Source organism: Pseudomonas sp. xss_4, assembly GCF_043104125.1.
Lineage (GTDB): Bacteria > Pseudomonadota > Gammaproteobacteria > Pseudomonadales > Pseudomonadaceae > Aquipseudomonas > Aquipseudomonas parafulva_B.
On the sequence record NZ_JBICKJ010000084.1, the window covers coordinates 11,970 to 36,429 of the forward strand.

The following is a 24,460-nucleotide window of genomic DNA, read 5'->3' on the forward strand; positions in this document are numbered from 1 at the left end:
CGCGCACTTGTACTGCCCCGCTACACTTGGTCTAGCGGCATCCGCTCTTTCCTCAACCATCGCAAGGAGGCGTAATGAGCGAGGATCTTTACTGCCTGAAAAACCTTGGCAAGACTTCAGTCCAGTGGCTGAAGGCTGCCGGAGTGCAAAGCTCGTCGGATTTGCGGCGGCTTGGCGCAGTCCAGGCCTACCTGGCGGTGAAGGCTCGCGGCTTTCGCGCTACCAAGGTCCTGCTGTTCGCCATCGAGGGCGCCCTGCTGGATGTGAACTGGAGAGCGCTGCCGCATGCGCGCAAGGCGGCACTGCTCGAGCAACTGGAATCCGCGACTCAGCGCGAGGCAAAAAATAAAGTGCAATAAGCTATTGACCCATGAATGAGAATCGTTATGATTATCACAACTGGTCGCGAGACTGGTTGGATAACCTCAGAGCCCTTGGTTCGGACTCTCAGATTATCTCCTCATCAGGCTAATCACGGTTATTGACCCGGCAATTTGCCGGGTCTTTTTTTGCCTGGCTGTTCAGACGAATGTCCGACAGCTTCATGAACACATCCTGCTTCTATTTCAGCGGGCGATGACCAACGGATGCCCCCGCTCAGGATGCGCCTGCACGATGACGTCGATTCCGAAGACAGCCTTCAGCGCCTTTGGGGTGAGCACACTGGCAGGGCTGTCCAGGGCGTAACTGCGTCCCTGTTCCAGTAACAGGATCCGGTCGCAGTACCGTGCTGCAAGATTAAGGTCATGCAGAATGAGCAAAACGCCAGCGCCACGGTCCGCGAAACGACGCACCGCCTCCAGGGTCGTGTGTTGGTGCAGCGGGTCGAGCATGGAGGTCGGCTCGTCGAGCAACAACGTCACGCCCTCTTCCCCCGGCCACAACTGCGCCATCACCCGTGCCAGATGCACCCGCTGGCGCTCGCCGCCCGACAACGCCAAATAACTGCGCTGTGCAAGGTGGGTCGCGTCTGCCGCCTGCAAGGCCGCCTCCACAATCTGCGCGTCACGCTGGCGCCCGGTGGCGTGTGGCATGCGCCCCATGCCCACGACGTCCTGCACCTGGAAGGCAAAGCCTAGGCTGGCCACCTGCGGCAACACCGCCAACCGTTGCGCGCGCTCGGGGCCGGCCCAGTCCGACAGCGCTCGCCCTTGCAGCGTCACCCGCCCCTGCGCAGGCACGAGTTCGCCACTGAGCGCCCCCAGCAGGCTGCTCTTGCCCGCACCGTTAGGGCCCAACACACCGACGATCTGCCCAGGCGCCAGCTGCAGATCGATACCCCGCAGAACGTCCTGTTGACCACGGCGCAGGTAGAGGCCTTCGGCTTGCAGCATCACGCGCGTCCTCGGATCAGCAGGTACAGGAAAAACGGTGCGCCAATGAAGGCAGTGACGATACCGATGGGAAGTTCGGCAGGCGCCAACAGCAGCCGCGCTAGCAGATCGGCCATCAGCATCAAAGCGCCCCCTGCCAACAACGAGGCTGGCAATACCACCCGATGATCAGGGCCGGCCAGCAGTCGCACCAGGTGCGGCACCACCAGGCCAATGAAGCCGATCAAGCCGGCTGCAGCCACTGCCGCCCCGACGCCCAATGCCGTGCAGAACACCAACTCCCGCTTCAAGCGCTCGACGTCGATACCCAGGTGCCGGGCTTCGGACTCACCCAGCATCAACACATTGAGCGCCCTCGCCCGTCGAGGCAGCCAGAGCGAGATGCCCGTCGCGACCAGCAGCAGAGGCCAGATTCGCGCGTAACTGGCGCCATTGAGGCTGCCCAGGTTCCAGAACGTCAGGGTGCGCAGGGTGGCGTCATCGGCCAGGTAGCTGAAAAGCCCCACGGTCGCGCCGCCCAGTGCGGTCATGGCAACCCCGGCCAGCAGCATGGTAGCCACATTGGTCTGCCCGTCGCGCCTGCCCAGCCGGTAGACCAGCGCGGTCACACCCAGCCCGCCGAGAAACGCACAAAGCGACAACAGATACGGTGACAAGCTCTCGGGGACGTTACCCAGCCACCGAGCCCCAACGATCGCGACTGCCGCCCCAACCGCCGCACCGGCCGCCACGCCCACGAGCCCAGGGTCTGCCAGTGGGTTGCGAAACAACCCCTGCATGGCCACCCCGGACAAGGCCAGCACTGCGCCTACAGCCAGCCCCAGCAGCGTGCGCGGTAGGCGGATCTGGCCAATGATCATCTGCGCCTGCTGCAAACCCTCCGCTGAAAGCGGCACACCCACAAGCCGCAAGCTGGCCTGCAGCGTATCGGTCAACGGCAGGCTTACGGGCCCCAACGACAACGAAAGCAGGATGGCGAGCATGCATGCCAAGCCCAGCCAGATGAACAACGTGCGCGGTCGAATCCGTGGCCTCATGGCGCGAAGCGGATGTTGGCCGAAGGATAGAACGCTGCCGCCAGCACCTGAAGGCTGGCGGGCAAGCGCGGCCCCAGCCCTCCGACCAGCAGGGTCGGGTCGAGCTGAACCAGACGCTGATCGCGCACTGCACGCGAGGCGGCCAGTGCAGGGTTTTCTTTCAACAGGGCCTGCAAGGCGGCTTGATCGGCGAGCACGCGGTCCGAGAACACGATGACATCCGGGTCCAACGCCGCGAGCGCCTCGCTGGAAAAGTCCTTGTAGCCCTGATGGGTTGCAAGGTTACGTCCCCCGGCCTGCTTCAAGACCCAGTCCCCTGCCGTGCCGGCGCCTGCCAGCAGCGGCCTGGCCCCTGCATGACCTACCAGCAACACCACGCCGGGCGCGGGCTGCCCGGCTTGTGCCTGGCGTACCTTGTCGTGCAACTGGTCGAGCTGATGGCGAAAGTCTGCGGTCGCTCGTGCAGCCTGTGCCTGGGCCCCCAACAGCTCGCCCAGGCGCTTGAGGTTCTGCCCCACGGCATCGATATCGGGCTGGCTGGAGAACACCTCGACGGGCACGCCGGCCCTGGTGATTTGCGCCAGCACCGGCGCTGGGCCCATTTCATCCGTACCTATCAACCTATCCGGGCGCAGGCTCAGAATGCCTTCAGCGGACAACTGGCGCTGATAACCAATGCTGGGCAGCGCTTTCAATGAGGCTGGGTGTTGGCTGGTGGTATCGACGCCGACCAGCCGCGGCTCAGCGCCCAACGCCACCACCCACTCGCTCAAGGCGCCGCCCGCACTGACCCAACGGCTCGGCTGGTCGGCTGCCAGGGCCTTGGCGCAGAGCAGTGGGCTGGCGGCGAGAACAAGCACGGCGGCAAGGCGACGCATCATTGGATTTCCTTCATCGGTTTGGCCCCCACACCTTGTAGCGGGCGGCAGAACTGCGCACCATGCAAAGCCAGGCGCAGCGAATGACAGCCATTTGATAATTGTTCGCATTGACGCGTCAAGTCGATCACCGCACTCAGAGTCAGGCCCGCCATGCACTTTCTTTGCCCCTCCCACGGCTTGCCCGAAGGCCAGAGCCGCCCGTTCGAGGTAGACGGCGTTCTGCTGCTGGGCGTTCGCCGCCAAGGTAGCGTTTATCTCTACCGAAACCGCTGCCCGCACCGTGGCATTGCCTTGAACGGGCCGCAGGAACGTTTTCTGGACGACAGCAACAGCCTTATTCACTGCAGCCACCACGGTGCGCTGTTTCTGATCGAAACGGGCGAATGTGTGTCCGGGCCTTGCGAAGGCGAGGCGTTGCAGGCCCTGGACTGCCTCGAAGACAGCCAGGGCATCTGGCTCAAGGCGTAAGGATCACCGGCAGGCGCCGGTCAATGACGATGCCCTCGGCATCCAGCCGGGTCCCATAGGCCAGCACTTCGACCCCCTCGGCCGCCGCAGCCTTCAGGGCCTGGGCATAGGCCAGGTCGATGTCATCGGCCGGTCGCACGGCCTCTATACCCGTCAGGTTGACGCAATACAGCTGAACCGCCCGTATGCCCTGGCGCGCCAGCTTGGCCAGCTCGCGCAGGTGCTTGGCACCGCGCTGGGTGACGGCGTCCGGAAACGCTGCCGTGGTGCTGTCGGCGTAACCCAGGGTCACGCTTTTGACTTCCACATAAGCCGGTGCACCGTCGAATTCCAGACGAAAATCGATACGACTGCCTTCTTCACCGTAGGCCACCTCCCGCTTGAGTGCAGTGAAACCTGCCAGCTCGGTGATGATCCCCGCACGCAGCGCCTCCTCCACCAATGGGTTGGCGCGCCCGGTGTTGACGCAGGCCAGCCTCCCTTGTGGGGTTTCGCTGATTTCCCAGGTGCCTGGCAGCTTGCGTTTCGGGTCGCTGGAGCGACTGAACCACACCAGGCCACCCTCGTGCATGCAATTGAGCATGGAGCCGGTGTTGGGGCAATGAATCGTCAGTTGCTCGCCAGTGGGCAGTTCGATGTCGGCCAGAAAGCGCTTGTACCGGCGCAGCAGCCGACCTTGTTCAAGGGCAGGAGAAAAACGCATCAGCCCTGCCAGCTCTGCAGGCCACGGGCGATACGCTGGACCGCTTGTTCCAGACGCGGGAGGCTCTGGGTGTAGGCGAAACGTACATGATGGCCGGCCAGGTGGCGACCGAAGTCCAGCCCCGGGGTAAACGCCACGTGTTCGGTTTCCAGGAAATGTCGGCAGAACGCGAAGGCATCCCCCCCGAAGGCGCTGATATCGGCATACAGGTAAAACGCGCCCTGGGGCTCTACGGCGATTTTGAAACCCAGGCTGCGCAGGGCTGGCAGCAGGTAGTCACGGCGTTTGGCAAATTCCGCACGACGCGCCTCGAAGATCCCGAGCGCCTCCGGCTGGAAGCAGGCCAGCGCGGCGTGCTGGGCCATGCTGGGTGCGCTGATGTAGAGGTTTTGCGCCAGTTTCTCAAGGTCAGCCACGGCATCTTCGGGTGCCACCAACCAACCCAGGCGCCAGCCGGTCATGCCGAAATATTTGGAAAAGCTATTTAGTACGAAGGCCGAATCGTCGACTTCGAGCACGCTGGGCGCGTCCATGCCATAGGTCAGGCCGTGGTAGATCTCGTCCACAACCAGATGACCGGCGCGGGCGCGCGTGGCTTGGGCAAGGCTGGCCAGCTCATCACGCCCCAGTACAGTCCCCGTCGGGTTGGCAGGTGAAGCCACCAGAGCGCCGACCGTATCGGCGTTCCAGTGTGCGTGCACCAGCCCTGCATCGAGCTGATAGTTCACCTCAGGCCCTACCGGCACCAACTGCGCCCCACCCTCGACCAAGCGCAGAAAGTGGCGATTGCACGGATAGCCCGGGTCGGCCAGCAGCCAATGTTTGCCGGGATCGACCAGCAGGCTGCTGGCCAGCAGCAGCGCACCGGAGCCACCTGGCGTGATCAGGATGCGCTCCGGGTCAACGTCAAGACCATAGCGCTGGCCATAGAAACCGGCGATTGCCTGGCGCAGTGCAGGCAGACCGCGGGCGGCTGTGTACCGGGTGTGGCCTTCGGCAAGGGCGGCCTGCCCTGCGGCGACGATGGGCGCTGCCGTGGTGAAGTCCGGCTCGCCGATCTCGAGGTGGATCACGTCATGCCCGGCTGCCTGCAGCTCATTGGCACGCGCCAGCAGCGCCATGACATGGAAGGGTTCGATGGCGCGGCTGCGCGCACTGTAGGGTTGGGCCATGTCCTTCTCTCAATCGGGTCTAAACTTTGGATTCTACCCTTGCATGCAATCGAACGTACGGTTTGCGCCGGTGTCAGTAAGCAGGATCGGGCGGGCTAGCGCACCCCCGATCTATCTGGTAAGTTCGGCGGCTCGCAGTCGCAGGGCCGGCGGTCGCCGGAGATGGAGCATCCTGCGCATAGGATCAGATGAGTGAGAGGCGGTCTATTCATGTCCACCGTAGAAAAGCAAAAAACCGGTCAAACCATGTACGGTGTCGAGCCCTATCAAGAGACCAAGGGCGAAGAATACATGGGTGAGCCCATGAAGAAGCACTTCACCAAGCTTCTCAATGCCTGGAAAGGCGAGCTCATGCAGAGCGTGGACCGCACCGTGGACCACATGAAGGACGAAGCGGCGAACTTCCCCGACCCGGCCGACCGTGCCAGCCAGGAAGAAGAATTCGCCCTCGAGCTGCGTAACCGCGACCGCGAGCGCAAGCTGATCAAGAAAATCGACAAGACCCTGCAGAAGATTCAGGACGAAGAATACGGCTGGTGCGATTCCTGCGGTATCGAGATCGGCCTGCGCCGTCTGGAAGCCCGTCCTACCGCTGACCTGTGCTTCGACTGCAAGGAAATTGCCGAGAAGAAAGAAAAGACCGTCGGCAAAGGCTGATCGTCTTCTTCTCCAGCCGGGGCGCATCATGCGCCCCGCTTCATTTATATGCCCTGCCCGACCATGACCCAGTCCCGTTACACCGGCCGCTTTGCCCCCACCCCCAGCGGTTTCCTGCACTTCGGCTCCCTGGTAGCCGCCCTGGCTTCCTGGCTGGACGCCCGAGCCGTGGACGGGCGTTGGCTGCTGCGCATGGAGGACACCGACCCGCCACGGGAAATGCCCGGCGCGCGCGATGCCATCTTGCAAACCCTGGAACGCTACGGCCTGGAATGGGATGGCGAAGTGGCCTTTCAGAGCCAGCGCTTTGATGCCTATGCCAGCGTGGTCGACCGCCTGTTCAACATGGGCCTGGCCTACGCCTGCACCTGTTCGCGCAAGCAGCTGGAAGCGTACGGCGGTATCTACCCCGGTTTTTGTCGCAATGCCGGGCACGCCCGCGAAGGTGCGGCCATTCGTATCCGGGTGCCGGAGCTGACCTACCGTTTCACCGACCGGGTGCAAGGTGAGTACCAGCAGCACCTGGGCCGGGAAGTGGGCGACTTCGTCATCCAGCGCCGTGACGGGCTTTATGCCTATCAGTTGGCAGTGGTGCTCGATGACGCCTGGCAGGGCATCACCGACATCGTGCGCGGTGCCGACCTGCTCGACAACACCCCCCGTCAGTTGTACCTGCAGGAGCTGCTGGGTTTCACGCAGCCGCGCTATCTGCATGTGCCGCTGATCGTCCAGCCTGATGGCCACAAGCTGGGCAAGTCCTACCGCTCGCCGCCCCTGCAGGCCGACCAGGCTACCCCGCTGCTGCTGCGGGCGCTCAGGGCACTGGGCCAGGACACGCCCGCGCAGCTCGCAAGCGCCACCCCAGCCCAAGTACTGGCCGTGGCACGTGCCCAGTGGCGGCCCGAACGCATTGCCCAGCGCACCACGGTCCCTGAGGCCGACTTGCACTAGGCCGGGTTTCAATAACCCGCCCGCCTGAATCAAAAGGCCATGAAATTCAAACCCTTGGCCAACGCTGCCGATTCCCGCTAGCATCCGCCACGCCATATGCGCCAATAATAGATCCACACCCGCAGCGCCCAACCGTCGAGGCCCGCATGTACATCTATCGTTTGGTCCTGCTTCTGGTCGTGGGGATCTACCTGTTCTCCCCGGCCATCATGGACTGGTGGATCGAGCCCACCGGAGCCTGGTACCGCCCGTACCTGCTCTGGCTCATCCTGATCGTCGTCACTTTCATCCTGCAGAGCCAACGAGATGCCGATGAGCTTTAGCCTGACCCAGATGATCCTGATCAGTGCCGGCTACCTGCTGGTGCTGTTCGGCGTGGCCTGGGTCAGCGAACGCGGCTTGATACCGCGCTCGATCATCCGCCACCCCCTGACCTACACATTGTCGCTGGGGGTCTATGCCAGCGCCTGGGCGTTTTACGGATCGGTGGGGCTGGCCTACCAGTACGGCTATGGCTTCCTGGCCTGTTACCTGGGGGTTTCAGGGGCATTCCTGTTGGCGCCGGTGTTGCTGTATCCGATCCTTAAAATCACCCGTACCTACCAGTTATCGTCCTTAGCCGACCTGCTGGCCTTCCGCTTTCGCAGCACCTGGGCCGGGGCGCTGACCACGGTGATCATGCTGATCGGGGTATTGCCGCTGCTTGCTCTGCAGATCCAGGCCGTGGCCGATTCCATCAGCATCCTCACCGGGGAGCCGGTCAAGGCCCGGGTAGCGTTCGCTTTCTGTACCCTTATCATCCTGTTCACCATCTTCTTCGGCTCAAGGCACATCGCCACCCGTGAGAAGCACGAGGGGCTGGTCTTCGCCATCGCCTTCGAGTCGGTGATCAAGCTCATCTCCCTGGGTGGCATCGGCCTTTATGCGCTGTATGGTGTCTTCGGCGGACCCCATGGCCTGGAGGTCTGGCTGCTGCAGAACCAGACGGCGCTGGCGGCCCTGCACACGCCTTTGCAGGAGGGCCCGTGGCGCACCTTGCTGCTGGTGTTCTTCGCCTCGGCGATCGTCATGCCGCACATGTACCACATGGCGTTCACCGAAAACCTCAACCCGCGTTCGCTGGTCAGCGCCAGCTGGGGGCTGCCGCTGTTTTTGCTGCTGATGAGCCTAGCCGTGCCCCTGGTGCTATGGGCCGGCTTGCGCCTGGGCGCCAGTACCAATCCGGAATACTTCACCCTGGGGCTGGGCATCGCGGCCAACAACCAGGCATTGGCCCTGCTGGCCTATGTCGGGGGGCTTTCGGCAGCCAGCGGGCTGATCATCGTGACCACCCTCGCCCTCTCGGGCATGGCGCTCAATCACCTGGTCCTGCCCCTGTACCAGCCGCCTGCAGAGGGCAACATCTACCGCTGGCTGAAGTGGACGCGCCGGGCCTTGATCGTGGCCATCATCACCGCCGGTTTCATGTTCTACCTCACCCAGAGCAACCACCAGAGCCTGGCCAACCTGGGCATCGTCGCGTTCGTGGCCACCTTGCAGTTCCTGCCGGGGGTCCTGTCGGTGCTGTACTGGCCCACGGCGAATCGGCGGGGGTTCATTGCCGGCCTGGTGGCAGGCACCCTGGTGTGGATGGGCACCATGCTGCTGCCACTACTGGGTAACCTGCAGGGTTTCTACATCCCCTCGCTGGACATGATCTACGTACTGGACGACACCAGCTGGCACATGGCAGCCATTGCATCGCTGGCCGCCAACGTGCTGCTGTTCACCTTGATTTCCCTGTTCACCAATGCCAGCAACGAGGAGGTGGCCGCCGCCGAAGCCTGCGCCGTCGACAACGTCCGCCGCCCCCAGCGCCGCGAACTGCATGCGGCCTCGCCGCAGGAGTTCGCCACCCAACTGGCCAAGCCACTGGGCGCCAAGGCCGCACAGAAGGAAGTGGAGCAAGCCCTGCGCGACCTGTACCTGCCCTTCGACGAGCGGCGCCCCTACGCCCTGCGTCGGCTGCGCGACCGCATCGAGGCCAACCTCTCCGGCCTGATGGGCCCAAGCGTGGCCCAGGACATGGTGGAGACCTTCCTGCCTTACAAGTCGGGCAATGAAAACTATGTGACTGAAGACATCCACTTCATCGAAAGCCGGCTGGAGGACTACCACTCGCGCCTGACCGGCCTGGCTGCCGAACTCGACGCCTTGCGCCGCTATCACCGCCAAACGCTTCAGGAGCTGCCGATGGGGGTATGCTCCCTTGCCAAGGACCAGGAAATCCTCATGTGGAACAAGGCCATGGAAGAGCTGACCGGCATTGCTGCCAAGCACGTGGTCGGTTCGCGCCTGATCACCATTGCCGAACCCTGGCGTGGCCTGCTGCAAGGCTTCATCAATGTGCCGGATGAACACTTGCACAAACAGCGCCTGGCCCTGGACGGCCAGCCGCGCTGGCTGAACCTGCACAAGGCCGCCATCGACGAACCGCTGGCCCCAGGCAACAGTGGCCTGGTGCTACTGGTGGAAGACCTGACCGAAAACCAGGCCCTGGAAGAGAAGCTGGTGCACTCTGAACGCCTGGCGAGCATCGGCCGCCTGGCGGCGGGTGTGGCCCACGAGATCGGCAACCCGATCACCGGCATCGCCTGCCTTGCGCAGAACCTGCGCGAGGAGCGCGAAGGCGATGGGGAAATCATCGAGCTGTCCAGCCAGATCCTCGAACAGACCAAGCGGGTGTCGCGCATCGTGCAATCGCTGATGAGCTTTGCCCACGCAGGCGGCAGCCATCAGAACAGTGAAGAGCCCGTGTGCCTGGCAGAAGTGGCCCAGGATGCCATTGGCCTGCTGGCCTTGAATCGGCGTAACTTCGACGTGCAGTTCTTCAACCTGTGCGACCCCGACCACTGGGCAGAGGGTGACCCGCAACGCCTGGCCCAGGTGCTGATCAATCTGCTGTCCAACGCGCGGGACGCGTCTCCACCCGGCAGCGCGATTCGCGTGCGCACCGTGGGCTGCGAGCACACGGTCGACCTGATCGTGGAGGACGAGGGCAGCGGCATTCCGAAGAACATCATGGATCGCCTGTTCGAACCCTTCTTCACCACCAAGGACCCTGGCGAGGGAACCGGGCTGGGCCTTGCGCTGGTCTATTCCATCGTGGAGGAGCATTATGGACAAATCACCATCGACAGCCCGGCCGATATCGAACGGCAACGTGGCACCCGGATCCGCGTGACCCTGCCCCGGCATGTCGTAGCGACGTCCCCTGAAAATCGAGACCGTCGAGAGAATTGAATCAATGCCGCATATTCTGATCGTCGAAGACGAAACCATCATCCGCTCGGCCCTGCGACGCCTGCTCGAACGGAACCAGTACCAAGTCAGCGAAGCCGGCTCGGTGCAGGAAGCACAGGAACGCTTCAGCATTGCGACCTTCGACCTGATCGTCAGCGACCTGCGCCTGCCCGGTGCCCCCGGTACCGAGCTGATCAAGCTCGGCGAGGGTAGGCCGGTGCTGATCATGACCAGCTACGCAAGCCTGCGCTCGGCCGTGGACTCGATGAAAATGGGTGCGGTCGACTACATCGCCAAACCGTTCGATCATGATGAAATGCTCCAGGCCGTTGCGCGCATCCTGCGTGATCGGCCAAGCGCGCCACCTGCAACCCCTGAGCCACGCCTGGCCTCCGCCAAGGCTGCCCCGGCGGACAAAGGCAACGCACCGGCGACCAATGGGGATATCGGCATCATCGGTTCCTGCGCCCCCATGCAGGACATGTTCAGCAAGATCCGCAAGGTCGCCCCTACCGACTCCAATGTGCTGATCCAGGGTGAGTCAGGTACCGGCAAGGAACTGGTCGCCCGTGCGCTGCACAACCTATCGCGACGGGCCAAGGCACCGATGATCTCGGTCAACTGCGCAGCGATTCCCGAGACGCTCATCGAGTCCGAGCTGTTCGGTCATGAAAAGGGCGCCTTTACCGGTGCCAGCGCAGGTCGGGCTGGGCTGGTGGAGGCCGCTGACGGCGGCACCCTGTTCCTTGACGAGATCGGCGAACTCCCGCTCGAAGCCCAGGCGCGCCTGTTGCGCGTGCTTCAGGAAGGCGAGATTCGGCGGGTGGGCTCGGTGCAGTCGCAAAAGGTCGACGTGCGCCTGATCGCGGCCACTCACCGGGACCTGAAAAACCTGGCCAAGGCCGGTCAGTTCCGTGAAGACTTGTACTACCGCTTGCATGTGATCGCGCTGAAGCTACCTGCCCTGCGCGAGCGCGGCAGCGATGTGAACGAAATCGCCAGTGCCTTCCTGGCCCGCCAGTGCGCGCGGATCGGGCGTGACGACCTGCACTTCTCACCCGAAGCAGAGCAGGCCATTCGTCATTACAGCTGGCCCGGCAACGTGCGAGAACTGGAAAATGCCGTGGAACGCGCAGTCATCCTGAGCGAAAGCCCGGAAATTTCGGCGGAGCTGTTGGGCATCGACATCGAGCTCAGCGATCTGGACGAGGACGAGCTGCTCGACAGTGCGCTGACCGGAGCCAGTGCCGCCACGGCCAGTCATGAGCCGACCGAAGATTTGTCGCTGGAGGACTACTTCCAGCATTTCGTGCTCGAGCACCAGGACCACATGACCGAGACCGAGCTGGCACGCAAGCTGGGCGTCAGTCGCAAGTGCCTTTGGGAGCGCAGGCAGCGCCTGGGCATTCCACGCCGCAAAAGCAACGCCACCAGCGAGAACTGATTCGACCGGGCAGGAGGCGTCTCCTGCCCGTCTTCGGTCACCCTGCAAGGTTCTTCCCCGTAACGGGACCTCAGGCTGATTCCCCCTCATCCCCCCGCCGCAAAAAACTGTTACCTGCCTGCAGGTGCGTAACAGTTGCCGAGGTAAACGGTAACGAAAAACACGCCGCGCACTTGGCATGCTTCCCTGGAAAAATAGCCAAACCCCCGGATTTGCTGGGCCAGCCAAAGTTGGCACGCCTTCTGCTATATGCTTAGTACAAAAACAATAACAAGCACTGCAACCCACAATAAGAACAAGACGAAACGACTCACGCACAATAAGAACAAGACGGCGGAGGCGCAGCTAACTGATTCTTTTGGAGAGGATGCATGTTTGGGGCTTGCCCCACACCCAGGCAGAGAACAACAAAAACTGCACTATAAAGCAGCACCTGAACTGGATGGATCGACGATCAACGTGACATCAGCGGCCAAAGCAATCCGTTTGCTCTTTACCCCTGGTTTGGGGGTCGTCCACAAGCTTCACGCTTAGTGGCAGGGCACTCAACAAAAACAAGAAGCCCGCAAAAAAACAATAAGAGCACATGCAACGACTTCTTGGGGAGCTTAGGCTCCCCTTGTCGTTTCTGCCTTTGGGCAGGCATTCTGCGACCGCCTACACCATCCCGCGAGTAAATGCTAGAATCCCCGCCCATCATGCGGCCATTCTCATATTCTTGGCCGAACATTCCTTCAAACAGTGCATCCCATGCTGAAGAAGCTGTTCCAGTCGTTCCGCCCGCCCGTACCGGGCCAGCACCACCGGCGCACTACGCCCGAGGTGATCAACAAAAGCCAGCATTCGCTGCAGCGCCACCAGTTCAGCCGCCATGCGGTGAACATCGTCGAGCGCCTGCAGAGCGCCGGTTACCAGGCTTATCTGGTCGGTGGCTGTGTCCGCGACCTGATGCTGGGCATCACGCCGAAAGACTTCGACGTGGCCACCAGCGCCACCCCCGAACAGGTGCGTGCCGAGTTCCGTAACGCGCGTATCATCGGCCGCCGCTTCAAGCTGGTTCACGTGCATTTCGGCCGTGAAATCATTGAAGTCGCCACCTTCCGCGCCCCTCACTCCGAGGACGATCAGGGCGACAGCCACCGCTCGTCCCATAATGCCAGCGGGCGAATCCTGCGCGACAACGTGTATGGCACCTTGGAAGAAGACGCGCAGCGCCGCGACTTCACCATCAACGCGCTGTACTACGATCCGGTGAGCGAGCGCATTCTCGATTACGCCAACGGCGTGCACGATGTGCGCAATCGCCTGTTGCGCCTGATCGGCGATCCTACCCATCGCTATCAGGAAGACCCCGTGCGCATGCTGCGTGCGGTGCGTTTCGCAGCCAAGCTCGACTTCGGTATCGAAAAGCACACCGTCCAGCCGATTCGCGAACTGGCGCCGTTGCTGCGTGAAATACCGCCGGCGCGGCTGTTCGAAGAGAGCCTGAAGCTGTTCCTTTCGGGCCAGGGCGCCATGGCGTTCGAAATGCTGGTCGACCTGCAGCTGTTCGAACCCCTGTTCCCCGCCAGTGCCCAGGCGCTGGAGGACCGCCCCACCTATACCCACACGCTGATCAGCCAGGCGTTGAGCAATACGGACCTGCGCGTCAAGCAAGGCAAGCCGGTAACGCCTGCCTTCATGTTCGCAGCCCTGCTGTGGCCTGCCCTGCCAGCGCGCGTTCTGCACCTGCAGAACCAAGGGGTGCCGCCGATTCCGGCCATGAACGGTGCAGCCCATGACCTGATCGCCGAGCAGTGCGCACGCATTGCCATTCCCAAGCGCTTCACCCTGCCGATCCGCGAGATCTGGGACATGCAGGAACGCCTGCCGCGCCGCAGCGGTAAACGCGCCGACATGCTGCTGGACAACCCACGCTTCCGTGCCGGTTACGATTTCCTGCTGCTGCGCGAAAGCGCTGGCGAAGAAACCGATGACCTTGGCCAGTGGTGGACCGAGTATCAGGAAGCCAATGACAGCGAGCGCCGCGACATGATCCGCGACCTGGGCAGCCGTGATGAAGGCGGTGCGTCCCGCAAGCGCAAGCGCAGCAACAGCAAGCGCAAGCGCGGTGGTGAAGAGGCCTTCGAGTGAGCATCCGCGTGTACGTCGGCCTGGGCAGCAATCTGGATGCCCCGGCCGAGCAGTTGCGCAGCGCGCTGGACGCACTCGATCAGGTCCAGGCGACGCGTCTGGTGGCCGCTTCGGCGCTGTACACCAGTGATTCGCTACTGCCGGGCCAGCCCCGCTACACCAATGCCGTCGCCGCGCTCGACAGCGCCTTGGCGCCCCTTGACCTGCTCGATGCCTTGCAGGCCATCGAAAACGACCAGGGCCGGGTGCGCAAGGAACGCTGGGGGCCGCGCACCCTCGACCTGGACATTCTGCTGTACGGCGACCAGGTGCTGGACCTGCCGCGCCTGCAGGTACCGCACTATCACATGCATGCCAGGCCCTTCGTGCTCTATCCGCTGGCCGAACTGGTCCCTGCAGACTTCCGGCTTGCCGATGGCCGCCAATTGTCCCAACTGCTCGCCGCTTGCCCATACATTGGCCTCGAACGCCTGTAATCGGCCGTTCGTTAGGGCAGTAACGCCAGTAACAACCTCATCGTAACAATGCGGTAACAGGGTGATTGACTTCCCTCATTTCGCTCACGACTATAGGCGACCCGCGTGGCACCCCTGTGTTGCGCCCCCCTATCGAGGCCCGGACGGACCTGTGCCAGAACATCACGCGCGATGATGTGCCGCTGCGGAAGATGACTACTCAGGTTGCATGCAGTCGTTTCCCCTGGCGCCAGAATGAGGAACTCTCTACATGCCTGAAGTAACCCTTTCCACCCTCAATGGCCTGAAGGCCAAGGGTGAAAAAATCGCCATGCTGACCTGTTATGACGCGACGTTCGCCAAGGCAGCCAGCCAGGCCGGCGTCGACGTCCTGCTGGTGGGCGACTCCTTGGGCATGGTCTTGCAAGGCCATGACAGCACCTTGCCGGTCACCACGGCAGACATGGCCTACCACACCGCCTCGGTCAAGCGCGGCAATCACGGCGCGTTGATTCTCGCCGACCTGCCGTTCATGGCCCACGCCACGCCCGAATCAGCCTTCGCCAACAGCGCGGCGCTGATGCAGGCAGGCGCCCACATGGTCAAGATCGAAGGTGCAGCCTGGTTGGCCGAGACCATCCGGCTGCTGGCCGAGCGTGGGGTGCCTGTGTGCGCCCACCTGGGCTTGACGCCTCAGACCGTAAATGTGCTCGGCGGCTATAAGGTACAAGGTCGCCTGGAGGCACAAGCCCGGCAGATGCAGGCCGATGCCATCGCGCTTGAAGCCGCAGGCGCTGCCATGCTGCTGCTCGAATGCGTGCCCAGCGAACTGGCCGCAGCGATCACCCAGGCCGTGCGCATCCCGGTCATCGGCATCGGTGCCGGCAGCGCCACCGATGGCCAGGTACTGGTGCTGCATGACATGCTCGGCCTGTCCCTCAGCGGCCGGGTACCCAAGTTCGTGAAAAACTTCATGGACGGCCAGCCTGACATCGCCAGCGCCCTCGCCGCTTATGTCCAGGCCGTCAAGCAAGTCACGTTCCCCGCCAGTGAACACGGGTTCAGCGCATGAATACAGTCAAGACCGTGCCGGAGCTGCGCGCCGCCGTAGCCCGCGCCCGCAGCGAAGGCAAGCGCATCGGCTTCGTGCCCACCATGGGCAACCTGCACAGCGGCCATGCGGCCCTGGTGGTCAAGGCCGCGCAATGCGCCGACTTCGTGGTTGCCAGCATCTTCGTCAACCCGCTGCAGTTCGGGGCCAATGAAGACCTGGACAAATACCCCCGCACGTTGGCAGCCGACCAGCAACTGCTGGTCGAATCGGGCTGCAACCTGCTGTTTGCCCCTGCCGTGGACGAAATGTATCCGGACGGGATGAGCGTGCAGACGCGGGTCAGCGTGCCCAACCTGTCAGAAGGGTTGTGCGGCGCCAGTCGGCCAGGGCACTTCGAAGGCGTGGCCACCGTGGTCAGCAAGCTGTTCAACATGGTGCAGCCTGATCTCGCGGTCTTTGGCGAAAAGGACTATCAGCAGCTGGCAGTCATTCGCGCCATGGTGCGCGACCTGAACATGCCCATCCAGGTGATGGGGCTGCCTACAGTGCGCGCCGCAGACGGCTTGGCACTGTCTTCGCGCAACGGCTACCTCACCGCCGAGCAGCGGGCAACGGCGCCTGTGCTGTATCGCGTGCTCCAGACGATGGCAGCTGCCATCGCCCGTGGCCAAAAGGACTTCGCCGCGCTGGTGGCCGACGGCCAGGCCCAATTGAGCGCAGCCGGTCTGCGCCCCGATTACCTGGAAGTTCGACATGCCCTGACCCTGCGCCCGGCCATGGTCGATGACCGAGACCTGGTGGTCATCGCGGCGGCTTACCTGGGCAACACCCGCCTGATCGACAACCTGTACGTGCAGGTGCAGGACAAGACGGCCTGAACGGCCTGGGGTGCCTAGACACCCCATCTACTTGAGCGCCCCCCATTCCCAGCGCCGGGCCTTTGCCTATAATGATGCCAGCCTGAACCCGGCAATGACTGCCGTGTCCAATGCATCACCACGGACCAAGGGACCCCCGCGCAATGGCGTATTACCGTACCCCCCACGATGTCACGGCTCTACCCGCCTGGCAGGCGCTCAAGCAGCACCGCAATGCCATGCAAGGCTTCAGCATGCGAGAAGCTTTCGCCGCCGATCCTCAGCGCTTCGAACAATTCTCCCTGAGCTCCTGTGGCCTGTTCCTGGATTATTCCAAGAACCTGATCACCGAACAGACACGTGACCTGCTGGTGAACCTGGCCGACGAAGTGGGCCTCAAGGACGCCATCACCTCGATGTTCAACGGCGAGATCATCAACGCCTCCGAAGGCCGGCCGGTGCTACACACTGCCCTGCGCCGCCCGGTGGGTGACAAGCTCAGCGTCAACGGCGTGAACGTCATGCCGGAAGTGCACAAAGTGCTCAACCAGATCACCGAGCTGGTCGGCCGCATTCATGATGGCCTGTGGCGTGGCTACAGCGAAAAGCCCATCACCGACGTGGTCAACATTGGTATCGGTGGCTCGTTCCTCGGCCCGGAACTGGTATCCGAAGCATTGATGCCTTACGCCCAGCGCGGTGTACGCTGCCATTACCTGGCGAACATCGACGGTAGCGAGTTCCACGAACTGTCGGCCAGCCTGCGCGCCGAAACCACCCTGTTCATCGTCTCGTCCAAGTCGTTCAACACCCTCGAGACCCTGAAGAACGCAATGGCCGCGCGTACCTGGTACCTGGCCCAGGGCGGCTCGGAAGCCGAGCTGTACCGCCACTTCATCGCCGTGTCCAGCAACAAGGCCGCCGCCGTTGCGTTTGGCATCCGCGAAGAGAACATCTTTCCGATGTGGGACTGGGTCGGTGGGCGCTATTCGCTGTGGTCCGCCATCGGCCTGCCGATTGCGCTGGCCATCGGTACCGCCAACTTCAAGGAACTGCTCTCCGGTGCCTACACCATGGATCAGCATTTCCAGAGCGCGCCGTTCGAGAAGAACATGCCCGTGCTGCTGGCGCTGCTGGGTGTGTGGTACGGCAATTTCTGGGGTGCCAGCAGCCATGCGATCCTGCCGTACGACCACTACCTGCGCAACATCACCAAGCACCTGCAACAGCTGGACATGGAGTCCAACGGCAAGAGCGTGCTGCAGGACGGCACCCCGGTGAAAACCGAGACCGGCCCTGTGATCTGGGGCGGTGTGGGCTGCAACGGCCAGCATGCCTATCACCAGTTGCTGCACCAGGGCACGCAGCTGATCCCGGCCGACTTCATCGTGCCGGTCGTCAGCTTCAACCCGGTAGCCGACCATCACCAATGGCTGTACGCCAACTGCCTGTCCCAGAGCCAGGCGCTGATGCTGGGCAAGACGCGAGAAGAAGCCGAGACCGAACTGCGTGCCAAGGGCATGAGCGAAGCCGAGGTGCAGAAGCTTGCCCCGCACAAGGTCATCCCGGGCAATCGCCCGAGCAACACCTTGGTGGTCGAGCGTATCAGCCCACGCCGGCTGGGTGCCCTGGTGGCCATGTATGAGCACAAGGTGTTCGTGCAGAGCGTGGTCTGGGGTATCAATGCCTTCGACCAATGGGGCGTGGAACTGGGCAAGGAACTGGGCAAGGGCGTGTACCAGCGTCTTGTAGGCAGCCAGGAAGAGGTGGCCGAGGACGGCTCTACTCAGGGCCTGATCAATTACTTCCGCGGCCGCCATCGCGGCTGATCAGACCTCTACCTGGCAGGGCTTGTGCTCGCCAGGCAAGGCATCAAGAGATGCGCCGCAGCTTCTTCAATTCGCCCCCTGGGCAATTGCCGGGGCTGCTTCGCAGCGCCCATCGCACGTGGGCCAAGCCCCTACAGCAAGCCAGTCGACGGCTTCATAGCCCCTATCGACCGTACCCGCCCAATCGCCGACCGGTGGAACACCCCTCCCCGCAAAACTGTCCTACCCATTAGCCGTTGCCGTCCCTCGCCCCTCACAAGAGCAGGACCACCGCCATGTTCGATATTCGAAAATACCCGCACGCCCTCGCCGTCAGCCAGGCGGCAGCCCTCTCCCAGGACGACTACCACCGCCTGTACCGCCAGTCGGTCGAAGACCCGGACACCTTCTGGGCCGCTCAAGCGCAGCGCCTGACCTGGATGAGGCCTTGGTCACAGGTTCAACAATCGGACCTGCGCACCGGCCAGGCCCGCTGGTTCGACGGGGGCCAACTGAACGTCAGCTACAACTGCATCGATCGCCACTTGGCCACACGGGCCGAGCAGACCGCCCTGCTATGGGAAGGCGACGACCCCAGCGACACCCAGGCCATCAGCTACCGTGAACTGCACCGCCAGGTGTGTCGCCTGGCCAATGTATTGAAGTCGCGAGGCGTGGCCAAGGGTGACCGGGTGTGCATCTACATGCCGATGATCCCCGAAGCCGCCTTCGCCATGCTCGCGTGCGCGCGCATAGGCGCTGTTCACTCCGTGGTGTTCGGTGGTTTTTCCCCGGACGCACTGCGTGACCGTATCCTGGACGCCGACTGCCGTACCGTCATCACCGCTGACGAAGGCGTACGCGGCGGTAAACGAATCGCCCTCAAGCAGAATGTCGACAAGGCGTTGGCCAGTTGCCCGGCCGTCAGTACCGTCGTGGTAGTGCGGCGAACCGGGGGTGATGTCGCCTGGGACGATAATCGCGACCTTTGGTACCACCACGCCATCGAGCAGGTCGATGAAGCCTGCCCACCCGAACCCATGGAGGCAGAGGCACCTCTGTTCATCCTTTACACCTCCGGTAGCACCGGCAAACCCAAAGGCGTGCTGCACACCACGGCCGGGTACTTGCTGCAAGCGGCCATGACATTCGACGTGGTGTTCGACTACCGGGAGGGGGAAGTCTTCTGGTGCACCGCCGACGTCGGCTGGGTCACCGGCCACAGCTACATCGTGTATGGCCCCTTGGCCAATGGCGCCATCTCGCTGATGTTCGAAGGCGTGCCCAACTACCCCGACAGCTCGCGGTTCTGGCAAGTCGTGGACAAGCATGAGGTCAACATCTTCTACACCGCACCCACCGCCCTGCGCGCCCTGATGCGCGAAGGGGATGCGCCACTGCAAAGTACCTCCCGTGCAAGCCTGCGCTTGCTGGGCAGCGTGGGTGAACCGATCAACCCGGAAGCCTGGCACTGGTATTTCAATGAGGTCGGACAGCGCCGCTGCCCCATCGTCGATACCTGGTGGCAGACCGAGACCGGCGGCATCATGCTCACGCCACTGCCCGGCACCCAGACCCTCAAGCCTGGCTGTGCCACCCAACCCATGTTCGGCGTGCAGCCGGTGCTGCTTGATGACAAAGGCCAGGTCATCGAGGGTCCAGGGGCTGGGCTGCTGGCGATCAAGGCCAGCTGGCCTGGGCAGATTCGCACTGTCCATGGCGATCACCAACGCATGGTCGACACCTACTTCAAACCCATGCCCGGCTACTACTTCACCGGGGACGGCGCCAGGCGCGATGCCGACGGGCATTACTGGATCACTGGGCGCGTGGACGATGTGATCAACGTGTCCGAGCATCGCATCGGCACGGCGGAGGTCGAAAGCGCCCTGGTGCTTCACGACAGCGTGGCCGAAGCAGCCGTGGTGGGCTACCCCCACGATCTCAAGGGCCAGGGCGTATACGCCTTCGTGACCACCATGAACGGTGTCCGCCCCGATGAAGATCTCAAGGCCCAGCTGTTGGCGCTGGTCAGCAAGGAGATAGGCAGCTTCGCCAAGCCCGAGTTACTGCAATGGGCGCCGGCTTTGCCCAAGACACGGTCGGGCAAGATCATGCGGCGTATACTGCGCAAGATCGCCTGCAACGAGCTCGACAGCCTGGGCGATACCTCCACCCTGGCCGACCCGGGCGTCGTCCAAGGGTTGATCGACACTCGCCTGAACCGATAACCGGCAGCCGCTTCCCAGGCTGCCCAGCCCTGCAGGTCACCATGGAAGCGCTTCGCCGTCGTATCGAAAAACAAGCCATGAGCCTCACCGGCCTGGCATTGGGCCAGCTCGACCTGGAGTCGCCCAAAGGCGACCCTGGCCTGTTCGGGCCCAACAGCATCAGCTGGCGCGTGCACGGTGACTTCCCTAGCATGCTGGTCGGCGGCATCAGCGCGCTGATGCTGCAGTTGCTGCACCCGCTGGCACTCGCCGGGGTCTGGGATCACTCCAACTTTCGCCATGACCTGATCGGACGCCTGCGGCGCACCAGCCAGTTCATTTCAGGGACCACGTTCGGCGCGACCGAAGATGCGCACTGGTTGATCGAAAAAGTGCGTCGGATCCACCTGCAAGTCGAAGGCACGGCGCCGGATGGCCGCCCGTACGCAGCCAGCGACCCCCACCTGCTGACTTGGGTGCATGTGGCCGAGGTCAGCAGCTTTCTGGCCGCACACCTGCGCTACCGCAACCCCCGCTTGTCCCTGGCCGACCAGGACGCCTATTACCAGGAAATCGCCCTGATCGCCGAGCGTCTGGGCGCCCAGGACGTGCCCCGCTCGCGCCGTGAGGTCGCACATTACCTGCATGAGATGCGCCCACAGCTGAGCTGCGATGCCCGCAGCCAGGAAGTCATCGGTATTCTGCTCAACGCCCCGGCACCCAGCCGGCTGGCAAAACCCGTGGGCAAGCTGATGCTGCACGCCGGTATCGAGCTACTGCCCCAGTGGGCACAACAGCAGCTTGGCCTCGAACAGGGCCATTGGCAAAAACGGTTGATCCGCCTGGGCGTGCATGGCACCGCCCCGGTATTGCGCTGGGCCATGCGCGACGGCTCTGCGCACAGGGCCAGGCGCCGCATGGGCATCGAATAAGCACTAGGCGCCCCTCAGCGGAACTGATTTAACGTGCCATACTCCAAGGCATCCCGCCCCGGACAGACGAAGCGATTCATGTACAAAGGACTGACTCGCGCCATCGGCGCATTGCTGGCGTTGCTCGCCCTGTACAGCCTGCTTGGCTTTCTCATTCTTCCGGGCCTGGCATTGCGTATCGCCAACCAGCAGCTTGCCCACTACGCCACGGTGCCGGCCCACTTGCAACGGGCCGAGTTCAACCCCTTCAGTCTCGAATTGACCTTGTGGGGCCTCCAGATCGGTGAGCCCGGCAAAGAGCAGGTCGGTTTCGAAAAACTGTACGCTAACCTGTCGCTGGACAGCCTGTGGACCGGCGCGCTGCACCTTGATGCCCTCGAGCTGGTCAAACCGCGCACCGAAGTGTTGTTCGCCAAAGATGGCACCCTCAACCTCACGCGCCTTTTCCAACTGCCCACCAGCAAAAGCGAGCCCGATACCCCCCCAGGCGATCCTTTCCCGCTGCGTATCGGCAGCATCAAGCTCGAGCAGGGTTTTGTGCGTTTCGAAGACCTGCGTCCCAGCGAGCCGATCGAGTTTCTCTATGACAACCTTAGCCTGGAGCTGAAGAACCTCAGCACCCTTGCCAACGACAATGCCGACATGACCATGGTGGCCAACGGCCCCAACGGTGGACGCATCGACTGGCAGGGTACGTTGAGCCTGGCGCCTATCGCGTCCGAAGGCACGCTCAAGGTCAGCGACAGCAAGATGAAGATGTTCTGGCCCTATGTGCGCGATGCCGTGCCCTTGGTGCTGGAAGACGGCAAGCTCAGCCTGAGCACGCATTATCGGCTCAACCTGGCAGACAAGACCGAACTGCGTTTGGAAAAAGCGTCGGTGCGGGTGGCGCCCTTTGCCATCAAGGCCCCGGACGGTCGCCCGTTGGCAAGGCTCGCCAGTCTGGAGTTGAGTGATGCCTCCGTCGATCTGGTCAAGCAACAGGTAACGGTCGGCAAAGTGCGCAGTGAAAAGCTCGAAACCTGGGCGGCGCTGGAGAAGGGCGGTCAGCTCGATTGGCAGGTGCTGTTTGCCGGCGAGCCTGGCAAGCCAACGCCAGCAGAAAAGGCCGAGCCGCCCACCGCAGGGGCCTCCGCTGCACCGCAGACGCCAGCGGCCCCGAGCAAGCCCTGGCAGGTGCTGCTCAACGATGTCCAGCTCAGGAACTACCGCGTGCACCTGGCAGACCGCACGCAAAAAGAGCCGGTCAGCCTGGACGTAGGCCCCTTGAACGCTGACTTGAAGGGCTTCGATAGCCTCAACCAGAAGCCCTTCACGGTCAAGTTCGACACCGGCATCGGCAAGCAAGGCACCCTGCAAGGGCAGGGCCAGGTCAACCTGGCGCCGGTGTGGGCCAAGCTGGATGTTGGCACCCGGGACATCGACCTGCGGTTGGCGCAAGCCTACATCAACCCCTACATTCTGTTGGAGCTGCGCAGCGGCATGCTCGACAGCGACCTGAAGGTGGACCTGAAAAGCGCATCGCCGCTGGCCTTGACGGTGAGCGGCAAGGCCCAGGTGAATCAGTTGCACACCCTCGACACCATCAAGAGCCGGGACTTCGTCAAATGGCAGCAGGTCAACCTCGATGGCCTGACGTATGTGCATGGCGATGCCCTGTCGATCGACAAGGTGACGCTGCAACAGCCCTATGCACGCTTCATCATCAATGAAGACCGTACCACCAACATCAATGACCTGTTGATTCCACAGCCAACCGATGCGCCTGCCAAGGCTAAATCCCAGCCTGCAAGCGCCACCGCGGAAAAGCCACTCGGTATCCGCATTGGTCAGATCGTGATCAAGGACGGTTCGGCCAACTTCGCCGACCTGTCGCTCACGCCCAATTTCGCCACGGCCGTGCAACAGCTCAACGGCCAAGTCGGCACCATCGATAACCGCAAGCCCCTCCCTGCCCCAGTGGATGTGCAAGGCAAGGTCGACCGGTACGCGCCCGTCACCATCAAAGGTGGCCTCAACCCATTCGACCCGCTCGCGAGCCTAGACATCGCCGCCGTGTTCAAACGCGTCGAACTGACTACCCTTACACCCTACTCGGGCAAGTTTGCCGGCTACCGCATCCGCAAAGGCCGGCTGAACCTGGACCTGCATTACCTGATTACCAAGGGCCAACTCAAAGCCGAAAACAAGGTGGTCGTTGAGCAATTGCAGCTTGGGGAGAAGGTAGATAGCCCGGACGCGGTCGATCTGCCGATTCGCCTTGCAGTGGCACTGCTCAAAGATACGCACGGCAAGATTTCAATCGAGTTGCCCGTTGCGGGCGATCTGAACAACCCGCAGTTCAGCGTAATGCCGATCGTGTGGCAAACCTTGCGCAACCTTGTGCTGCGCGCCGCGCAGGCACCGTTCAAGCTCATCGGTGGCCTGGTTGCCGGAGGCGGCGCCGAAGACTTGGGCACCGTCGCTTTCGCCCCTGGGTCCAGCGAGCTGGCAGGCGACGCTCAGGCGTCCCTGGACAAGCTCGCCGAGGGCCTGAGAAAGCGGCCGGAACTGCGCCTGGAAATCGAAGGCACTAGCGCCCAGGCAAGTGACGGCCCCATCCTTGCCCAGCAGCGCCTGGAACGGGAATACCAGGCCACTTGGTACAAGATCCTGCAGCGGCGCGGCGACAAGGTCCCGGCCAGTGCGTCCCTGATGGTGGTCGACGAGGCCGACAAGCCGGCGATGCTCGAAGGCATTTACCGCAGTCGCCTCAAGCAGCAGCCCCCTGCCGAATGGGAGCAGCTTGACCGTGACGCGCGCACCGCCAACCTTCGTAACGCCGTGCTCAAATCCTGGGCCGAAAGCACAGCCCTGTTACGCACCCTGGGGCAGGAGCGCGCTAGCAGCATCAAGGATTATCTGGTGGACAAGGCCAAGCTCGAGGACGACAGGGTGTACTTCATCGATACCCACCTGGGGCAGCCCGAGAGAGATGGCCGCGTTGTGACGCCGATGCATCTTGATGCCGACTGACTTTCAACGGCAGGCTTAGCGAAGCCTGCACGGCCTAATTAGACCGCACACGAAAAGCCCCGGCACA

20 protein-coding genes are annotated in these 24,460 nt (G+C 62.9%); 15 read left to right on the forward strand and 5 right to left on the reverse strand.

What is annotated here, in order from left to right; all coding sequences use genetic code 11:
• The first annotated feature begins 74 nt into the window (after positions 1-74).
• Entirely contained in the window at positions 75-359 is a 285-nt protein-coding gene (locus tag ACF8GB_RS18270; protein ID WP_392516122.1) for a TfoX/Sxy family protein, read from the forward strand.
• Positions 360-566: 207 nt separating this feature from the next.
• On the opposite strand, the gene ACF8GB_RS18275 is transcribed toward ACF8GB_RS18270, so the two are convergent.
• The 3 genes from ACF8GB_RS18275 to ACF8GB_RS18285 are packed head-to-tail and all read right to left on the reverse strand — an operon-like array spanning position 567 to position 3,252.
• Complete coding sequence (locus ACF8GB_RS18275; RefSeq protein WP_392527412.1) at positions 567-1,334, reverse strand: heme ABC transporter ATP-binding protein; 768 nt, start codon at positions 1,332-1,334, stop codon at positions 567-569.
• On the reverse strand, positions 1,334-2,317 hold the full coding sequence (locus ACF8GB_RS18280) for an iron ABC transporter permease (protein ID WP_196185681.1): 984 nt from the start codon (positions 2,315-2,317) through the stop codon (positions 1,334-1,336). The genes ACF8GB_RS18275 and ACF8GB_RS18280 overlap by 1 nt, the downstream gene beginning before the upstream one ends.
• A 50-nt stretch (positions 2,318-2,367) precedes the next feature.
• Positions 2,368-3,252, reverse strand: coding sequence for a hemin ABC transporter substrate-binding protein (locus tag ACF8GB_RS18285; protein WP_058639180.1), 885 nt, complete (start codon positions 3,250-3,252; stop codon positions 2,368-2,370).
• A gap of 150 nt (positions 3,253-3,402) precedes the next feature.
• On the opposite strand from ACF8GB_RS18285, the gene ACF8GB_RS18290 reads away from it, so the two are divergent.
• Positions 3,403-3,720 (forward strand): Rieske 2Fe-2S domain-containing protein, encoded by a 318-nt coding sequence (locus tag ACF8GB_RS18290; RefSeq protein WP_058639181.1) that lies wholly within the window; start codon positions 3,403-3,405, stop codon positions 3,718-3,720.
• Here ACF8GB_RS18290 and sfsA read toward each other — a convergent pair.
• Positions 3,710-4,423 (reverse strand): DNA/RNA nuclease SfsA, encoded by a 714-nt coding sequence (gene sfsA / locus ACF8GB_RS18295; RefSeq protein WP_058639182.1) that lies wholly within the window; start codon positions 4,421-4,423, stop codon positions 3,710-3,712. The genes ACF8GB_RS18290 and sfsA overlap by 11 nt on opposite strands.
• Complete coding sequence (locus tag ACF8GB_RS18300) at positions 4,423-5,595, reverse strand: pyridoxal phosphate-dependent aminotransferase (RefSeq protein WP_058639183.1); 1,173 nt, start codon at positions 5,593-5,595, stop codon at positions 4,423-4,425. Before ACF8GB_RS18300 ends, sfsA begins: the two co-directional genes overlap by 1 nt.
• A 210-nt stretch (positions 5,596-5,805) precedes the next feature.
• Between ACF8GB_RS18300 and dksA the strand changes: the two genes are divergently transcribed.
• From dksA to ACF8GB_RS18365, 13 genes are all read left to right on the forward strand, one after another.
• Positions 5,806-6,252: an RNA polymerase-binding protein DksA gene (dksA, locus tag ACF8GB_RS18305; protein ID WP_023533176.1), complete on the forward strand. Its 447-nt coding sequence runs from the start codon at positions 5,806-5,808 to the stop codon at positions 6,250-6,252.
• A gap of 63 nt (positions 6,253-6,315) precedes the next feature.
• Positions 6,316-7,203: a tRNA glutamyl-Q(34) synthetase GluQRS gene (gluQRS, locus tag ACF8GB_RS18310; RefSeq protein ID WP_058639184.1), complete on the forward strand. Its 888-nt coding sequence runs from the start codon at positions 6,316-6,318 to the stop codon at positions 7,201-7,203.
• A 146-nt stretch (positions 7,204-7,349) separates the two neighbouring features.
• Positions 7,350-7,526, forward strand: a complete 177-nt coding sequence (locus ACF8GB_RS18315) for a hypothetical protein (RefSeq protein ID WP_003250005.1) — start codon at positions 7,350-7,352, stop codon at positions 7,524-7,526.
• The gene (locus ACF8GB_RS18320) at positions 7,510-10,485 is read left to right on the forward strand and encodes a sensor histidine kinase (RefSeq protein WP_196125304.1); all 2,976 of its coding nucleotides are present in this window, start codon (positions 7,510-7,512) and stop codon (positions 10,483-10,485) included. The genes ACF8GB_RS18315 and ACF8GB_RS18320 overlap by 17 nt, the downstream gene beginning before the upstream one ends.
• A 4-nt stretch (positions 10,486-10,489) precedes the next feature.
• Positions 10,490-11,929, forward strand: a complete 1,440-nt coding sequence (locus tag ACF8GB_RS18325) for a sigma-54 dependent transcriptional regulator (RefSeq protein ID WP_145253487.1) — start codon at positions 10,490-10,492, stop codon at positions 11,927-11,929.
• Positions 11,930-12,679: 750 nt separating this feature from the next.
• Positions 12,680-14,062: a polynucleotide adenylyltransferase PcnB gene (locus ACF8GB_RS18330; RefSeq protein WP_145253489.1), complete on the forward strand. Its 1,383-nt coding sequence runs from the start codon at positions 12,680-12,682 to the stop codon at positions 14,060-14,062.
• Positions 14,059-14,538 carry a 2-amino-4-hydroxy-6-hydroxymethyldihydropteridine diphosphokinase gene (gene folK / locus ACF8GB_RS18335; protein ID WP_058604749.1) on the forward strand — a complete coding sequence of 160 codons (480 nt, stop codon included), beginning with the start codon at positions 14,059-14,061 and terminating at the stop codon, positions 14,536-14,538. The genes ACF8GB_RS18330 and folK overlap by 4 nt, the downstream gene beginning before the upstream one ends.
• Positions 14,539-14,788: 250 nt before the next feature.
• The gene (gene panB / locus ACF8GB_RS18340) at positions 14,789-15,589 is read left to right on the forward strand and encodes a 3-methyl-2-oxobutanoate hydroxymethyltransferase (RefSeq protein ID WP_058639188.1); all 801 of its coding nucleotides are present in this window, start codon (positions 14,789-14,791) and stop codon (positions 15,587-15,589) included.
• Positions 15,586-16,449 carry a pantoate--beta-alanine ligase gene (gene panC / locus ACF8GB_RS18345; protein ID WP_058639189.1) on the forward strand — a complete coding sequence of 288 codons (864 nt, stop codon included), beginning with the start codon at positions 15,586-15,588 and terminating at the stop codon, positions 16,447-16,449. Before panB ends, panC begins: the two co-directional genes overlap by 4 nt.
• 143 nt (positions 16,450-16,592) lie before the next feature.
• Complete coding sequence (gene pgi / locus ACF8GB_RS18350) at positions 16,593-18,257, forward strand: glucose-6-phosphate isomerase (RefSeq protein ID WP_058604752.1); 1,665 nt, start codon at positions 16,593-16,595, stop codon at positions 18,255-18,257.
• Positions 18,258-18,532: 275 nt separating this feature from the next.
• A complete protein-coding gene (gene acs / locus ACF8GB_RS18355; RefSeq protein ID WP_392527414.1) occupies positions 18,533-20,467 on the forward strand; it encodes an acetate--CoA ligase in 1,935 nt (644 codons plus the stop codon).
• 41 nt (positions 20,468-20,508) lie between these two features.
• The gene (locus tag ACF8GB_RS18360; RefSeq protein ID WP_144966590.1) at positions 20,509-21,378 is read left to right on the forward strand and encodes an oxygenase MpaB family protein; all 870 of its coding nucleotides are present in this window, start codon (positions 20,509-20,511) and stop codon (positions 21,376-21,378) included.
• Between the two features lie 78 nt (positions 21,379-21,456).
• Entirely contained in the window at positions 21,457-24,393 is a 2,937-nt protein-coding gene (locus tag ACF8GB_RS18365) for a DUF748 domain-containing protein (protein ID WP_392527416.1), read from the forward strand.
• The last annotated feature ends 67 nt before the right edge of the window (positions 24,394-24,460 follow it).

Coding starts and splice junctions, on each gene's coding strand:
- ACF8GB_RS18270 (WP_392516122.1), top strand. CDS start 75: ATGAGCGAGGATCTTTACTGCCTGAAAAACCTTGGCAAGACTTCAGTC.
- ACF8GB_RS18275 (WP_392527412.1), bottom strand. CDS start 1,334: ATGCTGCAAGCCGAAGGCCTCTACCTGCGCCGTGGTCAACAGGACGTT.
- ACF8GB_RS18280 (WP_196185681.1), bottom strand. CDS start 2,317: ATGCTCGCCATCCTGCTTTCGTTGTCGTTGGGGCCCGTAAGCCTGCCG.
- ACF8GB_RS18285 (WP_058639180.1), bottom strand. CDS start 3,252: ATGATGCGTCGCCTTGCCGCCGTGCTTGTTCTCGCCGCCAGCCCACTG.
- ACF8GB_RS18290 (WP_058639181.1), top strand. CDS start 3,403: ATGCACTTTCTTTGCCCCTCCCACGGCTTGCCCGAAGGCCAGAGCCGC.
- sfsA (WP_058639182.1), bottom strand. CDS start 4,423: ATGCGTTTTTCTCCTGCCCTTGAACAAGGTCGGCTGCTGCGCCGGTAC.
- ACF8GB_RS18300 (WP_058639183.1), bottom strand. CDS start 5,595: ATGGCCCAACCCTACAGTGCGCGCAGCCGCGCCATCGAACCCTTCCAT.
- dksA (WP_023533176.1), top strand. CDS start 5,806: ATGTCCACCGTAGAAAAGCAAAAAACCGGTCAAACCATGTACGGTGTC.
- gluQRS (WP_058639184.1), top strand. CDS start 6,316: ATGACCCAGTCCCGTTACACCGGCCGCTTTGCCCCCACCCCCAGCGGT.
- ACF8GB_RS18315 (WP_003250005.1), top strand. CDS start 7,350: ATGTACATCTATCGTTTGGTCCTGCTTCTGGTCGTGGGGATCTACCTG.
- ACF8GB_RS18320 (WP_196125304.1), top strand. CDS start 7,510: ATGCCGATGAGCTTTAGCCTGACCCAGATGATCCTGATCAGTGCCGGC.
- ACF8GB_RS18325 (WP_145253487.1), top strand. CDS start 10,490: ATGCCGCATATTCTGATCGTCGAAGACGAAACCATCATCCGCTCGGCC.
- ACF8GB_RS18330 (WP_145253489.1), top strand. CDS start 12,680: ATGCTGAAGAAGCTGTTCCAGTCGTTCCGCCCGCCCGTACCGGGCCAG.
- panB (WP_058639188.1), top strand. CDS start 14,789: ATGCCTGAAGTAACCCTTTCCACCCTCAATGGCCTGAAGGCCAAGGGT.
- panC (WP_058639189.1), top strand. CDS start 15,586: ATGAATACAGTCAAGACCGTGCCGGAGCTGCGCGCCGCCGTAGCCCGC.
- pgi (WP_058604752.1), top strand. CDS start 16,593: ATGGCGTATTACCGTACCCCCCACGATGTCACGGCTCTACCCGCCTGG.
- acs (WP_392527414.1), top strand. CDS start 18,533: ATGTTCGATATTCGAAAATACCCGCACGCCCTCGCCGTCAGCCAGGCG.
- ACF8GB_RS18360 (WP_144966590.1), top strand. CDS start 20,509: ATGGAAGCGCTTCGCCGTCGTATCGAAAAACAAGCCATGAGCCTCACC.
- ACF8GB_RS18365 (WP_392527416.1), top strand. CDS start 21,457: ATGTACAAAGGACTGACTCGCGCCATCGGCGCATTGCTGGCGTTGCTC.